The sequence below is a fragment of the Ruegeria sp. S84 genome (genome assembly GCF_056583445.1).
Genome location: NZ_CM152618.1, coordinates 343,446 through 357,472 on the forward strand (window position 1 = coordinate 343,446; position 14,027 = coordinate 357,472).

Consider the following 14,027-nt stretch of genomic DNA (forward strand, 5'->3'; position numbering starts at 1 on the left):
GTGCCAAAAACCGAAACGACCTTCGTCTCAGTTATTCAATTTTCTTTATGGTTACTGTTTATTTCTATACACTTAGTACCAGATTGGTAAATCGTTGAATGTCCGCTGGTCTGACAGGTCGATGCTGAACAATGACGTGCCAGTAGAGCGGTGCGATAAACATATCCAGGATCATTTGCCGATCTTTGTCTTTTTTCAGTTCACCGCGCTCAATAGCTCTGTCCAGCATAACCATTGCCTGGGCTCTGCGGTCCCTCGTCACACTCTCCAGCAATTCTGCCAACTCATCAGAACGAGCGTGCTCAGCATGCAGATCCGGCAGAATCCGCCTCACAAGCGGATGACGCAGAGTTGCAGCCATCCTACGCATAAGCTTGGCAACGTCTTTCTCAAAGGATCCTGTGTCCGGAATTGGAGTGATATTCGTGGTCGCTGATTTCACCGCTTCGGTCACCAGTTCAAACTTGGATTTGCTCCGTCGATAGAGCGCCGCCTTTCCGACGCCTGCGCGAGCCGCAATGCGCTCCATTCGTAGAGCCGAGTAACCCGTTTCCGCCCATTCCTCAAACAAGGCGCGTTGGATTGCTTCCGTCACCGTGTCTCGTAAAACGGCAGCCCCGGCCGGCTTCCGACGCGGCCGATAAAGACTTTTTACGTCGGAACTCTTGCGTTCCATCGTGATTCTCCCTTATATAGGACGAAACGGTATCGTTCCGACGTAGTTTGGAGCAAACCCTTAAATACTGCAACCCAATTTTGGCACTTGTGGAAAGGACGCGAAGATGGACCCGAAAATCGCACTTCTGTGGTTTGCGCCTCTGCTTTGCGGAGCCTTGATACCCATCCATGCCGGAATGAACGCAGAGCTCAGCCGCGCGGCTGGTCACCCACTCTGGGCAACTCTGTTGTCGTTTGGAATTTCATTCGTTTGCCTGGTGGTTGGCATCGCATGGCTTCGACCGACATTGCCAAGCTTATCATCATTATATGCGGCTCCTCCTTGGGCATGGGTAGGAGGTGTGATCGGTGTCATTTATGTGATGGCGACTATGGTTCTGATCCCACGCTTTGGTGCCGCCGCTTTTATTGCCGCAGTAGTCGCCGGACAAATGGCGATGGCACTCATCCTGGACCAGAACGGGCTACTTGGAAACGCTGCTCGACCAGCGGACTTCTATCGCATCACTGGTGCTGTGCTGTCGATCTCCGGCGTCCTTATCATGCAGTTCGGAAAAGCGACATAAACCAAGTCACCAGTCACAGAACAACTCTCCCGTTAAGGGAACAACAAGAGGTAAAGAAATCATGTCTGACACGAATAACATACCCAGCTTTGGCGCGATGCTGCGCGGTGCACTCGGAGATGCAATCATCGCAGAAGCAGGCGAGAACTTCCTGGACATGTGTGACGAAAGCATCGCGTTCGAGTTCCCGTTTTCTCCAGAAGGCTCAGTGCGAGAACTCCGTGGCCGAGACACGATGGCCGCCTATCTGCCAAAAGCGGGGGGCCTCATCAGCTTTGAATCCATGAGCCCGGCAGTCACCCATGTTGCCAAAGACGGTAAAACCTTCGTGTTGGAATTCTCATGCAAAGGTAAAGGCGAGGCCGGGCGCTACGACCAGAATTACATCTCGGTCATCGAGGTCCGAAACGGACGCATCACGCGCTATCGCGACTACTGGAACCCTCTAGTTCTGCTGAACGCTGTCGGCGGCGTCGAAGTTCTTAAGTCCAAGCTGGGAGACTTTATTGATGACTAGTTCCATTCTTGTCACTGGCGGCACCGGAAAAACGGGAAGCCGCGTCGTCAAACAGCTGCGTGCAAAAGAGCTGGCCCCCAGCGTGGGAACACGCAGCCCTCAGAACAAAAACGACGTGTGGTTCGACTGGAGCGATCCGCCTACGTTCACGGATGCTTTCGAGGGCGTCAGGGCTGTTTACCTCGTAGCACCCACAGACACCGTGGATTCACTGGGAGCAATGCAGCCCGGTCTTGAGGCGGCACTTGCCGCGGGCGTCCAACGCTTCGTGCTACTCAGTGCCTCTTCTTTGGAAGAAGGCGGACTCATGATGGGCGCAGTCCACGCCTGGCTGCGCTCCAACGCTCCAGAATGGGCCGTGCTGCGTCCAACCTGGTTCATGCAGAACTTCTCAGAGCTTCATCACCGAGACCCCATTCGCGATGAGTCCGCCATTTATACAGCGACAGATGACGGCCGAGTTGGCTTTATCGATGCTGGCGATATAGCAGCCTGTGCAACGACGCTGCTGGTCACTCCGTCAGTCGAAAACACGGACTATTTACTCACTGGCCCGGAAGCGATTTCTTATGATGTCGTTGCCGAAACACTGAGCAATCAATTGGGACGGAAGATCACCCATCATCGCCTAACCGTCGAAGAACTGGAGGAGCGTCATCAGAGCCTCGGGTTGCCGGAAGAGTATGCAAAGACTTTGGCTGCTATGGACGGCGCAATCGCTGGCGGATCTGAGGATCGTGTCACTACCAATGTGCTCAAATTGACCGGCTCGTTGCCAACTTCCATCGATCAATTCGTTCAGCAAAATCTGGAAGCTTGGAAGCAGAGCAAAGATTTCAAGATGAGAGCGGCTGAGTCAGCGGACATGTGAGATACGTGTGTCCTTAAGCAGCGATTGAAATCTGGGGCATTCCAGATGGGAAGGTGCGGTACAAGCGGCGATGTGATCGAGGAGTTCGGCAGTAGCCTCCAACTCTTGCGCTTGTTTACGCAAATTTGTCGCTTGACAGCGCAACTTGTTACGACTGAGATCCAGCTTCCCGCCCTGAGGACGTAACAAGTCCGCGATTTCGTCCAAGGAATAGCCAGCCCGCTGACCCAGTGCGATCAAGGCAAGTCTGGTTAGTACTCCATCATCATATTGCCGGCGCAATCCTTGCCTGCCATCCGAAGCGATAAGACCTCGCTTTTCATAGTAACGCAGAGTCGAGGGCGGGTGGCCGCTGCGCCGCGCAACTTCCGCAATATCCAAAAGAAACATGTTGACTTAAACCTCACTTCAAGTTGCACACAAACTGCGGGATTCGTCAGATAAAGGAAAGCACATGAATTTCGCGGAATTGATGATGTGGGGCGCGGCCATAGGTCTGGGCGCGACGGTTTTCACCGATATGGCGGGGATTCTCCGGCATGGATGGACCGCGACAAACGAGTTTTATTGCTTGGTCGGTCGGTGGGTTGGATCAATCGCAGGCGGTGGATTAGCTCACACTGACATTCGCAACACGCCAAGTTTGAAAATAGAGGCGGCGTTGGGTTGGACTGCGCATTTGCTTCTGGGCCTGTTGTTTGGGATAGCGTTCGCCGTTCTGTTTGGGTCAACTGCACTGCTCGAGCCGAAAGCCTGGCAAGGTCTGACCTTCGGCTTGGTAACAGTTCTTGTACCATGGTTTGTTTTTCAACCCCTCTTTGGTTGGGGCGTGGCCGTTTCAAAAGCTCCGGAACCATGGAGAATGCGCCTTCGTGGCTTGACTACCCACTTGACTTTTGGACTGGGGATTTGGCTGAGCGCCATGGTGTTGAGCATGCTGCCCGATTGACGTCGCTTCTAAGCAGCGTGCTATAACATCGCGTGTGAGGAGCCATTGTTAAAGATGTTGCGCATGTCGGGGTATGCAAAGCCCGCCGATGAATGTCCGGTTTGGGCTGAAACCAGTAACTCGTCTTGAGTGACGTTCGTGTCCTCAACGATTGAACCAAGCCGTCGTGTCGTAGAGTTTTGGGTCCGTCAAATCTTTATCTATCACCTATCTTGACTTAACCGTGGATCGCGCCATCCGTTTACTGATGCTACGTAACTTGCTCCTGACAATTGTCGCAATTGACTCTCTCTCGGCAACTCCTGTCGCGTCTGAGAAAATTGAAGTCGATCTGGAACTGGCCCTTCTTGTCGATGTTTCAAGGTCGATGACTGAGCGAGAACTTGAGATTCAGCGGCAGGGTTACGCCGCAGCCTTGATGTCGGATGAAGTTTTCGCCGCTATTGAGTCGGGACCTTTGCAACGGGTGGCTTTGACATACGTCGAGTGGGCGGGCACACAAGACGTTGTTGTTGACTGGATGCTGTTAGAAACGCGCGCTGATCTGGATGAGTTTGCGAGTGTTCTGACCACGCGTTTCGATCCCGCCTTGCGCCGCACTTCAATCTCTGAGGCCTTGATCTTCGGGGCAAGGATGATCGAAGGGAACGAATTCGAAGGTCTGCGTAAAGTTATCGACGTATCTGGCGACGGGCCAAACAATCAGGGTCGCCCGGTTTTGCAAGCCCGTGAGGCAGTATTGTCGAAGTCGATCACCATAAATGGGTTACCGCTGATGACCCGTGAAGGTATGGGGAGTCAGTGGCACCTCGACGATCTTGATGTCTACTACCAGAACTGTGTGACGGGCGGACCTGGTTCATTCGTAATCCCGGTGCTTGACTGGCAAGGCTTTGCGGAGGCCGTACGACGAAAATTGGTTCTAGAAATTGGGTCAGCGCCAGCAATAGAAGAGGTTATGAAGGCGCAATACATCGCACCCTCAGGCTATGACTGCCTGATTGGCGAGAAGATCTGGGAACGGAACCAACAAATCTGGAGCGAACCCTAGATGCGGCCTTTGTATCAGTCACCCGAGGCACGATACAAAAAGTCAGCAGCAATTTTCTGAGGAAAACGAGTGTTCTGCGCTTTCAATAGAAATGCACAGATGGCGGTAAATCTTCGACACGGTGTGAGTAGACAAACTTATTGACATCGATTTGCACGAACCGAGTGAAATTTGCACGCTTATGGGTAATTTGCAATTCCGGGAAAATCATGGCTGGGGTGGTAGGATTCGAACCTACGATACACGGTACCAAAAACCGCTGCCTTACCACTTGGCTACACCCCAACGGTGAGCGGCTATCTACGACTGTTGCTTTCAGGGTTCAAGGGCTTTTTTGGACAATTTTGATGTGGATATGCAATTTAGTTTGATCGCGGTTGGATCGTCGGGATTGTCGAATATGGGTCAGGCGATTGTTTGAGGCGAAGCTAGATCTCTAAAACGAAAATCCAACTGGCAATCCTTGGTTCTGCGGTCTCGAGATACAATCCGCGATGCGCCACAACGCTCGTTCCTGCGACTGCGTTTCAATAGCGCAAGAATTGGATTAAATTATTGATTAATAGCGATAAAAATTACCTTTATCAGTTGAATGTCTTTGGCTTCGGACCTAGCTAGATAAGGTCCGCTAACCACCACAAAAAAGGAGCGAGCAATGAAATTGAACCCGCAAGTTGCAGAAGCATTGAATAAGCAGATCAACAATGAGCTCCACGCTTCGTACACCTACTTGGCGATGTCGGCTTATTTTGAGGCGCAGGATCTGCCAGGATTCGCCAGTTGGTTTCGGGGGCATTCTGCCGAAGAGGAAACCCATGCAATGCGTATATTCGACTTTATCGCCAAGAGGGGTGGGAGGGTAAATCTTGACGGCATCGCAAAACCGCAAACGGACTATGAATCACCCGTTGATGTACTGGAGCAGGCGCTGGCGCAGGAGCAAACCGTGACGGGCCAGATCAACGCGTTGTTTGAGCTGGCGCATGAGGTCAAAGAATACAGCACACAGAATATGCTGAACTGGTTCCTGGCCGAACAGATAGAGGAAGAAGACCTGTTCACATCGATCCTGGATAAGGCCAAGGCGGCCAGCGGGGACCGATGGAACCTGCTTTTGTTGGATCAGGAACTGGCCAAACGCGGCAGCGCTGCAGGCGCGGAGTAGCTCAGTCGGCGCTGTCGCGCACGCGTGTCATTCCCGAATCTCGGTGGGGTCGACCCCCCAAAGATTGCTTTTTAGGGTCCAGCCGCGATAGCCGCCTGCCGATATGCGGCACCAATCGGGTGAACATTTTTCAAGCCGGGCGACGACGCCGTCTTCAAGTTGCGCGTTCACCTGCGATTTGGGATCAGGCATCGCGTAAACCGGCAGCAAGTCGGCTTCGATAAGGACTGTCCGCACACCTGAAAGCAGCGCGTAATGCACCCAACCCCCGGCACCGTCTCGATCCTGAACCTTGCGCCAGTTTCCATATTCGGCCGTGATCTGCAGCGGCATGCCACGGCGTTTGAACACCCAATCGATTCGGTGAGTCAGCGAAGGGCCGCGACGGACATTACCCTCGGCGGCTTTCATCGAGACATATCGTGGAAGCGGTAGATTCGTCACTGGACCGCGTTTTTCCTGCGCGGACACGGCCACTGCGCCGAGCACGAGCAGGAAAACCGATATCAACACCACAAAATGGCGGTTCACTGAAAAACTAGCACTCACTGCCTGTCTGCTCTTATGCCTGTGGATCGTATGCAAAAAGGTTGAGACGATGCCCAAGGGGTTCTTGTGCCCCGTGTAATCCTGCGCCACGATGCCATGGCGCGCGGCAGTTTGCAAAGCGGTAGGAGGGTCAAGGTGCCAAGAGAACGTCTGAGTGTTGTCGTTACGCGACGGTTGCCCGAAGCGGTGGAAACACGGCTAAGCGAGCTTTTCGATGTAAAACTGCGTGACACCGACGATCCCATGACTCGCGAAGAGCTGGTGGCGGCAGTGAACACAGCAGATGTGCTGGTTCCGACGATAACCGATACAATTGATGGCGGTATCCTGGGGCAGGCTGGTGAGAAATTGCGACTGATCGCCAATTATGGTGCCGGTGTCGACAATATTGATGTGGCGACGGCGAGGCAGCGCGGGATCCTTGTCTCGAACACACCAGGAGTACTGACTGACGATACTGCAGATATGACTATGGCTCTGATCCTGGCGGTTACACGACGTATCCCCGAGGGGTTAGGTGTGATGCAAAAGGGCGATTGGGCCGGTTGGGCCCCGACGGCCTTGCTGGGTGGCCGGGTCGGTGGTCGCCGCTTGGGTGTTCTTGGGATGGGCCGGATAGGGCAGGCCGTTGCGCGACGTGCCAGCGCGTTTGGAATGCAGGTTCACTATCACAACCGCCGCCGGTTGCGCCCCGAGATTGAACAGGAACTGGAGGCGACCTACTGGGATAGTCTTGACCAGATGGTGGCGCGGATGGACGTCATCTCGATCAACTGCCCGTCGACCCCTTCGACCTTTCATTTGATGAATGCGCGGCGTTTGAAATTGATGAAACCCACGGCCGTGATCGTGAATACATCACGCGGTGAAGTCGTCGATGAGAACGCCCTGACACGCATGATCCGCGCCGGTGAGATCGCGGGCGCTGGTCTGGATGTTTATGAACAGGGCACAGATGTGAACCCACGCCTCCGGCAATTGCCGAATGTGGTGCTGCTGCCCCATATGGGCTCGGCGACGCTTGAGGGTCGGATCGAGATGGGTGAGAAGGTCATTATCAACATCAAGACCTTCGAAGACGGTCATCGCCCGCCAGATCAGGTTGTGCCTGCAATGCTTTAGGCTGTGGCCTGAGAAAAGGGGAACGCAATGGTGCAGGCAACTGCTTTGCCGCGAAACGAGGCCGGGATCGACACGGCGCTGGGAATTTTGAAGCAGAGGTTCGCAGACCGGCTGCAATCTGGTGCTGCGATTTGCGAGCAGCACGGGCACACGACAACGTGGATTGAGAACCAGAGTCCGGATGCGGTGGTTTTCCCGCATTCAACCGAAGAAGTGGCCGATATCGTCAGGACCTGTGCCGAGCACAAGGTGCCAGTCATCCCATTCGGAACAGGCACCTCGCTCGAAGGTCATGTGAACGCTCCTGCTGGTGGCATATCCGTCGATCTGAGTCAGATGAACAAGATATTGGCGGTCAATGTCGGTGATCTAGATTGCGTTGTCCAACCGGGTGTCACCCGAGCTGAATTGAACACCCATCTGCGGGATCAGGGGTTGTTCTTCCCGATTGATCCGGGCGCGAATGCGTCGCTAGGTGGCATGGCCGCGACACGCGCGTCTGGCACCAATGCTGTGCGTTATGGGACAATGAAAGACAATGTGCTTAGTCTTGAGGCCGTGATGCCGGACGGGCAAGTGATCCGCACGGGGCATCGTGCGCGCAAATCTTCGGCGGGTTTTGATCTGACCCGCTTGCTAATCGGTGCCGAGGGCACGCTGGGAATAATCACCGAAATCACATTGCGATTGCAGGGTATCCCCGAGGCCATCAGTTCAGCTCGCTGTTCGTTTCCATCGGTGGATGCAGCCTGTCAGGCTGTGATGATGACTATTCAGTATGGTATCCCGGTTGCGCGGATCGAATTGCTGGATCAGATGTCGGTCAAAGCGGCAAACGCTTATTCGGGACTGGATTTGCCAGAAACGCCACTGCTGCTGCTGGAATTTCACGGTTCGGACAGCGGTGCAGCGGAACAGGCAGGGACCTTTGGCCAAATCGCGGAAGAATTTGGTGGCAGCGATATCACCACCACTACGACAACCGAAGAGCGCAACAAGCTGTGGCAGGCCCGGCACGATATGTATTGGGCCAGCCTACAACTGCGCCCAGGCGCGCGGGGCATTTCTACGGATGTATGTGTTCCGATCTCGCGTTTGGCCGAATGTGTGACCGCCGCACAGGATAAGGCCGCTGAATTGGGTTTGCTGGCCCCAATCGTGGGTCATGTTGGTGACGGTAACTTCCATACACTGCTGTTAATCGACATGGATGACGCAAAAGAGGTCGCAAGTGCAGAGGAATTCGTCGGTTGGCTAAATGATCTTGCAATTGCGATGGAGGGCACCTGTACCGGAGAACACGGAATCGGGCAGGGTAAACGTCCCTATCTGGTGAAAGAACTTGGTGCGGCGACAAATTATATGGCGGCGATCAAAGCAGCGCTGGATCCCGATAACATCATGAATCCGGGCAAGATTCTGTAGCCATCAGATCGATTGCCAAATGACGGAATTTTCCAAGCATCAGACACACCTGCGCCTCAATGTTGTGGGACAGATTCTTCACAGAAGAGTATCTGATTCTGAGGTTTTTTATGGGCGCGCTGCGTTTCATTGGTTTTTTGCTGATTGCGGCGATTTTTATCGCGGGTCTCGATTATTACCAGCAAGACAAAAAGCACGATGGATCACTATCGTTCAGTGGATATCTTGAGACGATCAATGACCGTTTCGGTGTGTTTAAGGCAGAACAGGTTGCCAAGCAGGCCGAGCGTGACCGTAAGAAGCGATGGGATGCGGGTGCAAAGCCCTATCTGCCATCGCCGCCAGAGGGTTGGGCCCGGTTTGATCTGGCGGATAGCGAGAGCAAAGCTGTTCAGACGGTGTTGTCCTGGTTCGAGCTTTCGCCCTTGGTCAGCTCGATTTCCAGCCAGGTGGAATTGCAGCGTCTAACGAATGAAGGGCGGGACAGTTTGATACGCAAACTGGCTCAGTCAGGTTATGTGTATGAAAAAGATGGCGACATTGTCTGGTTCGATATCACTTTGAAGCCCAAGAAAGCGCGCAACACGCTTATTGGGTTGGCGCTGGGACGACAGGCCGATTTCATGAACGCGATGGAGCAGTCCAGCGGGTTCGCGGTTATTGATGGCGTGGCCTTTGCAGAGGTGACCGGTGATATCTCTGGCAGGAACGAAGAAAGCGATATCCGCAAGATCAAAGGTCGCATCGGATTTGATGAAGAAATTGTCCTGCGGTTGCACTCCAATACTAATGACGCGACGATTATTCAGTTTCTGGAAACGGTTGATCTGGCCAGTCTGAACGATCTGCTGGAATTCCCCTCGGTCGCGACGGGGGAGGGCATAGTCATACCGGTCGAAGAGCAGCCCGAGAAGGCGGATAAAATGTTGCATCTCTATGACAAGATGCTGGTCATGCAAGACAAGGTAACGCAGCAGAAAATCGAAAACATGGATATGGGTGCGATGATGCTGAACACGTTGACGGCGACAGAGTTCAATGCCGAAGGATTGGCGGACATCACAGGCGGCAAGGTTTTTGAGAATCAGGACAATCTGCAGATGGCATATGGAAAGGCGCTTGAGATGATTTTGCTCTCGGATCAGCGTCACGTCGATTCTGGTCCGGCGAAATCTGGTGGTGGTTTCCTCAAGGGTCTAATTCAAAAGCTTCCCGGACTCGGAGCATTGAGCGGAGGTAGTGAAGTTGCTGCGGCAACCAAATCAATGCCATCCGAAGTCCGTGTGCGAAAAGGTAACGAAGGTTCCTCTTGCGCGATGAGCGGGAATACCAAGCGTTGTTCGTTCGGTAAGAACTGATCTGCCAAATTGTTGCAAACGACGACTCGCGGCATTAGCGGGTCGTTTTTCTATTATCACTGGTCGGATGAATGTCGCGTCGAGCCCCTCAAATGCGCCATATGGTGTCAACTGAATTCAAGGGGAGACACCCGGCTATGAAAACCCAAGTCAAAGCACTGGTCGTTGGCGGCGGCGCCGTCGGGACCTCGATTGCCTATCATCTGGCCAAAGCGGGCTGGGATGATGTGATGCTGATCGAGCGGGACGAATTGACATCCGGTTCCACCTGGCACGCAGCGGGCTTGTTGCCGTTGTTTAACATGTCGTATGCCACGACCCACATCCACAAGTACTCAGTCGATTTCTACAAGACACTAGAGGAAGAAACCGGCTTGAATGCAGGCTTCGCCGTAGTCGGAAACCTGCGTATGGCACAGACACAAGAGCGTATGGATGAATACATGCTCTATGCATCCACAGCGGAAACTTGTGATGTTGCATATGAGTGGCTGACGCCCGAGCAAATCAAGGAACGTTGGCCTCTGATCGAAACTTCCGACTTGAAAGGCGCGATCTATCACACTGAAGACGGCTACATTAACCCTGCGGACGTGACCCAGGCGATGGCCAAAGGTGCGCGTCAGCGCGGTGTCGACATCGTTCGCAAGATGCAGGCCGATGCGTTCCGCTGGAACGGTACTCACTGGGAAGTCACCTGCACTAAGATGGTCGAAAAGGGCGGCAACCTCATTCCGTCAGATGAGCAGGTTGTGATCACCGCCGAACATGTTGTGACCGCGTCAGGCAACCACGCACAGCGGTCCGCGAAAATGCTGGGTATCAAGATGCCCGCGATCCCGGTCGAGCATACCTTCATCGTCATGGACAAAGACCCCGAGCTGGTCAAATGGCGTGAAGCGGGCAACCCCGAGCATCCAGTTGTGCGTGATGCCGACAACGAGTCGTATGCGCGCGAAGAACGTGGCGGCTGGATTCTGGGTATCTACGAACATGGCGCTCCTGCGCAGTTCGAACACGGCGTGCCGGACAGCTTCCGCGCTGACCTATTCCCGCTGGATCTGGATCGGATCGCCGATCAGTACATGGCGATGGCCGAACGCGTGCCGTCCTGTGCTGAGTCCGGTCTGAAAGACGATTTCAACGGCCCGATCTGCTACACACCTGATGGCAACCCGCTGGTCGGTCCCGCTCCGGGGCTGCGCAACATGTGGCTTGCTGAAGGCTTCAGTTTTGGCATCACCGCTGCGGGCGGCACCGGTTATTATCTGGCTCAGATGATGGTCGATGGCGAAGCCGAGATCGACATGGCTTCGCTGGACCCCAAGCGGTATTCGTCGAACTGGATGACCACCGAGTTCGCGGCGCGCAAGAACGAAGAGTGCTATGAGCACGTCTACATCCTGCACCACCCTGACGAAGAGCGCGAAGCCTGCCGTCCGCTGCGCACCGTTCCGGCCTACGACCGTCAGAAAGCGCGTGGCGCACAGTTTGGCTGGGTCAACGGCTGGGAGCGTCCGAACTATTTCGGCCCGCTGGATGCGCCTGATAACTTCGACAAAGAAAGCCGCAGCTTCCGCCGCGGTGGTTGGTGGCAGTATGCCGTCGAAGAAGCCAAAGCGATCCGAGAAGGCGTTGGCCTGATCGATGCGTCGGCCTTCACCAAGCATGTCGTCAAAGGCCCCGGTGCGACCCAGTTCCTGAATTGGTTCACCTGCAACAAGCTGCCCAAGGTCGGTCGCATCAACCTGACCTACGCGCTGACCGCGCACGGCACCACCCGCACCGAATACACCATCGTCCGCAATGGCGAGAACAATTACTACATCGTCTCTGCCGGTGCCTGGACCGAGTACGACGCCGACTACCTTCGCAAGGCGGCCGAGGACAAGATGGAGGAGTTCGGCTACATCGAAATCCAGGACGTGACCACCCAGTGGGGCGTCTTCGCGATCGCCGGACCCAAGTCGCGTGACGTTCTGAAAGAGGTCATCAAGGACGCCGATCCGGAAACCGCGCTGTCCAACAAGCGCTTCCCTTGGTTGTCGGCCCGTCAGATCGAACTGGGCATGTGCCCGGTCAACGCGATCCGCGTGGCCTATACGGGTGAGCTGGGCTGGGAACTGCACCACCCGATCGAGATGCAGAACTATCTGTTCGACCTGCTGGAGAAGGCCGGTGAAAAGCACGGCATGAAACTGGTTGGTGCCCGCGCCCAAAACTGGCTGCGCCAGGAGAAATCCTATCGCGCCTTCGGCACCGAACTGGGCCGCGACGCGACCCCGCTGGAAGCTGACCTGCCGCGCTTTGTTGATCTGTCGAAAGACTTTTATGGCAAAGCCAAGCTGGAAGAGACCGGCGTGCGCGTGAAGTGCTGCACTCTGCTGATCGACGGACCGGACGATGCCGACCCCTGGGGCCGCGAGGCGCTGTACACGCCGGAAGGTGAGCGCGTGGGTCGTTTGACCTCGGGCGGGTACTCGGTGGCGTTCGAGAAATCCATCGGCATGGGGTATGTGAAGCCTGAGCTGGCGGTCGAAGGCACCAAGCTGCAGGTCAAAATGCAGGACAAGCTGTGGGATGCGGTCGTCACTTGTGACAGCCCCTACGATCCGAAGAACGAAACAATCCGCAAAGACGGCTGACGCTTCCAAGAAATAAGGCGGTACTCACGTAGCACCGCCTACCAAAAGCCCGCTCTCGGTGGGCTTTTTTCATGCGCTCAATTCATCAAAGCAGTCTAGTGCCTTGGCGGCGTACATCATGGACGGTCCACCGCCCATCTGGATGGCCATTGCCAGAACGTCCGAAACCTCATCGCGGGTGGCTCCCGCCTTGGCCAACGCCTCGGAATGCAGGGTAATGCAAGGCTCACACCGTACTGCGATTGACATGCCTAACGCGATGAACTCTTTGGTTTTGTAGTCCAGCGTCCCGCCTTCCTTGACAGATTTTCCCAGCGCCCCGAAGGCGCGCGCCGTATCAGGAATGGCTCCGTTAAGGTTACGCAAGCTTTTGCGCGTTTCGTTCAGTGAATCCTGCCAGCTCATTATCACGTCCTTCTTGATACATATGATAATCTGCATATGAATGATGAAGAGCAAAGCAGACTTTGATCCTGATCAGATTCCAGTTTTTTGGGCGACAAATGCCAAGTTGTTCGCAGGCATCTTTACGATTTCGACCAGTTCGAGGGCGTTGTCCTTTAACATAGAAAATATATGTGTGTCGTCTTTGTACCCGATCTCAGGGTCTTGTTGGACCAGTGCGTCGTGAAATCGCTGGTCGCCATCGCTTGTCAGGTGTCCGTCACGTTTGAAAGGGCCATAAAGCACCAAACGCCCATCCGTTTTCAGAGCGCACGCTGCTTCGGCAACGAGGGTTTCAGCCTCGGGTAAACTGATCAGGTGCAAGAGATTGACCAGTAAAACCAAATCTTGCTGCGCCATTGTTTTGTGCCAACCCTCCGCAGTTGCATCCAGATGAACGGCTGCGGCGGTGTTTGGTAAACCCTTGGTGTACGCATCGATGCTGGCGCGCCGTTCAGAGGTGACTTCGCTGGGTTGCCAATGCAACCCGGGCATCCGCTGGGCAAAGGCCGAAATGTGTTGTCCGGTTCCACTGGCCAGTTCCAGGGCCTGTCCTGATGACGGGGCGACCCGTGCCAGAAGATCGCACAGCACAGCCGTGTTTCGGCTGGCGGCTGGGGCGACGAGTTTGCTGCCGTCGCCCTCGGTGGCGACGCTGGCATTCGGGGGCAGTTTGCGTTTTGTCAT

Annotated in this window: 15 protein-coding genes and 1 tRNA gene; 10 read left to right on the forward strand and 6 right to left on the reverse strand. The window is 54.7% G+C overall.

The features are described from left to right. Positions 1-64: 64 nt before the first annotated feature. Positions 65-676: a TetR/AcrR family transcriptional regulator gene (locus tag AC1DFB_RS01805; RefSeq protein ID WP_480922010.1), complete on the reverse strand. Its 612-nt coding sequence runs from the start codon at positions 674-676 to the stop codon at positions 65-67. A gap of 106 nt (positions 677-782) precedes the next feature. Here AC1DFB_RS01805 and AC1DFB_RS01810 point away from each other — a divergent pair, with 106 nt between their 5' ends. The 3 genes from AC1DFB_RS01810 (at position 783) to AC1DFB_RS01820 (ending at position 2,632) form a co-directional block, all read left to right on the forward strand. Further along, positions 783-1,244, forward strand: a complete 462-nt coding sequence (locus AC1DFB_RS01810; protein WP_480922011.1) for a DMT family transporter — start codon at positions 783-785, stop codon at positions 1,242-1,244. 61 nt (positions 1,245-1,305) lie between these two features. Then, positions 1,306-1,761: a nuclear transport factor 2 family protein gene (locus AC1DFB_RS01815; RefSeq protein ID WP_480922012.1), complete on the forward strand. Its 456-nt coding sequence runs from the start codon at positions 1,306-1,308 to the stop codon at positions 1,759-1,761. Continuing rightward, positions 1,754-2,632 (forward strand): ergot alkaloid biosynthesis protein, encoded by an 879-nt coding sequence (locus AC1DFB_RS01820; RefSeq protein ID WP_480922638.1) that lies wholly within the window; start codon positions 1,754-1,756, stop codon positions 2,630-2,632. Before AC1DFB_RS01815 ends, AC1DFB_RS01820 begins: the two co-directional genes overlap by 8 nt. Here AC1DFB_RS01820 and AC1DFB_RS01825 read toward each other — a convergent pair. After that, positions 2,618-3,022, reverse strand: a complete 405-nt coding sequence (locus tag AC1DFB_RS01825; RefSeq protein ID WP_480922013.1) for a helix-turn-helix domain-containing protein — start codon at positions 3,020-3,022, stop codon at positions 2,618-2,620. The two genes, AC1DFB_RS01820 and AC1DFB_RS01825, sit on opposite strands and share 15 nt — an antisense overlap. A 64-nt stretch (positions 3,023-3,086) precedes the next feature. On the opposite strand from AC1DFB_RS01825, the gene AC1DFB_RS01830 reads away from it, so the two are divergent. Next, positions 3,087-3,581 (forward strand): DUF2938 family protein, encoded by a 495-nt coding sequence (locus AC1DFB_RS01830; RefSeq protein ID WP_480922014.1) that lies wholly within the window; start codon positions 3,087-3,089, stop codon positions 3,579-3,581. A gap of 223 nt (positions 3,582-3,804) precedes the next feature. Beyond that, positions 3,805-4,632: a DUF1194 domain-containing protein gene (locus AC1DFB_RS01835; RefSeq protein WP_480922015.1), complete on the forward strand. Its 828-nt coding sequence runs from the start codon at positions 3,805-3,807 to the stop codon at positions 4,630-4,632. A 210-nt stretch (positions 4,633-4,842) separates the two neighbouring features. On the opposite strand, the gene AC1DFB_RS01840 is transcribed toward AC1DFB_RS01835, so the two are convergent. Next, positions 4,843-4,917 (reverse strand) — tRNA-Gln (locus AC1DFB_RS01840). A gap of 370 nt (positions 4,918-5,287) precedes the next feature. On the opposite strand from AC1DFB_RS01840, the gene AC1DFB_RS01845 reads away from it, so the two are divergent. Then, the gene (locus tag AC1DFB_RS01845) at positions 5,288-5,797 is read left to right on the forward strand and encodes a ferritin (protein ID WP_170401952.1); all 510 of its coding nucleotides are present in this window, start codon (positions 5,288-5,290) and stop codon (positions 5,795-5,797) included. 27 nt (positions 5,798-5,824) lie between these two features. On the opposite strand, the gene AC1DFB_RS01850 is transcribed toward AC1DFB_RS01845, so the two are convergent. Continuing rightward, positions 5,825-6,313 carry an SH3 domain-containing protein gene (locus AC1DFB_RS01850; RefSeq protein WP_480887196.1) on the reverse strand — a complete coding sequence of 163 codons (489 nt, stop codon included), beginning with the start codon at positions 6,311-6,313 and terminating at the stop codon, positions 5,825-5,827. Positions 6,314-6,481: 168 nt separating this feature from the next. On the opposite strand from AC1DFB_RS01850, the gene AC1DFB_RS01855 reads away from it, so the two are divergent. The 4 genes from AC1DFB_RS01855 to AC1DFB_RS01870 all read left to right on the forward strand — a co-directional run bounded on the left by AC1DFB_RS01855 (position 6,482) and on the right by AC1DFB_RS01870 (position 12,896). Continuing rightward, positions 6,482-7,468 (forward strand): 2-hydroxyacid dehydrogenase, encoded by a 987-nt coding sequence (locus tag AC1DFB_RS01855; protein ID WP_170392503.1) that lies wholly within the window; start codon positions 6,482-6,484, stop codon positions 7,466-7,468. Between the two features lie 27 nt (positions 7,469-7,495). Then, positions 7,496-8,893, forward strand: coding sequence for an FAD-binding oxidoreductase (locus AC1DFB_RS01860; RefSeq protein WP_480922016.1), 1,398 nt, complete (start codon positions 7,496-7,498; stop codon positions 8,891-8,893). A 110-nt stretch (positions 8,894-9,003) separates the two neighbouring features. Further along, positions 9,004-10,251, forward strand: a complete 1,248-nt coding sequence (locus AC1DFB_RS01865; protein ID WP_480761316.1) for a hypothetical protein — start codon at positions 9,004-9,006, stop codon at positions 10,249-10,251. Between the two features lie 137 nt (positions 10,252-10,388). Then, positions 10,389-12,896, forward strand: coding sequence for a GcvT family protein (locus AC1DFB_RS01870; RefSeq protein WP_480922017.1), 2,508 nt, complete (start codon positions 10,389-10,391; stop codon positions 12,894-12,896). A 69-nt stretch (positions 12,897-12,965) separates the two neighbouring features. On the opposite strand, the gene AC1DFB_RS01875 is transcribed toward AC1DFB_RS01870, so the two are convergent. Together AC1DFB_RS01875 and AC1DFB_RS01880 are read right to left on the reverse strand one after the other, a co-directional pair. Beyond that, positions 12,966-13,301, reverse strand: coding sequence for a carboxymuconolactone decarboxylase family protein (locus AC1DFB_RS01875; protein ID WP_170401940.1), 336 nt, complete (start codon positions 13,299-13,301; stop codon positions 12,966-12,968). Between the two features lie 72 nt (positions 13,302-13,373). Further along, positions 13,374-14,027 (reverse strand): DUF938 domain-containing protein, encoded by a 654-nt coding sequence (locus tag AC1DFB_RS01880; RefSeq protein ID WP_480922018.1) that lies wholly within the window; start codon positions 14,025-14,027, stop codon positions 13,374-13,376.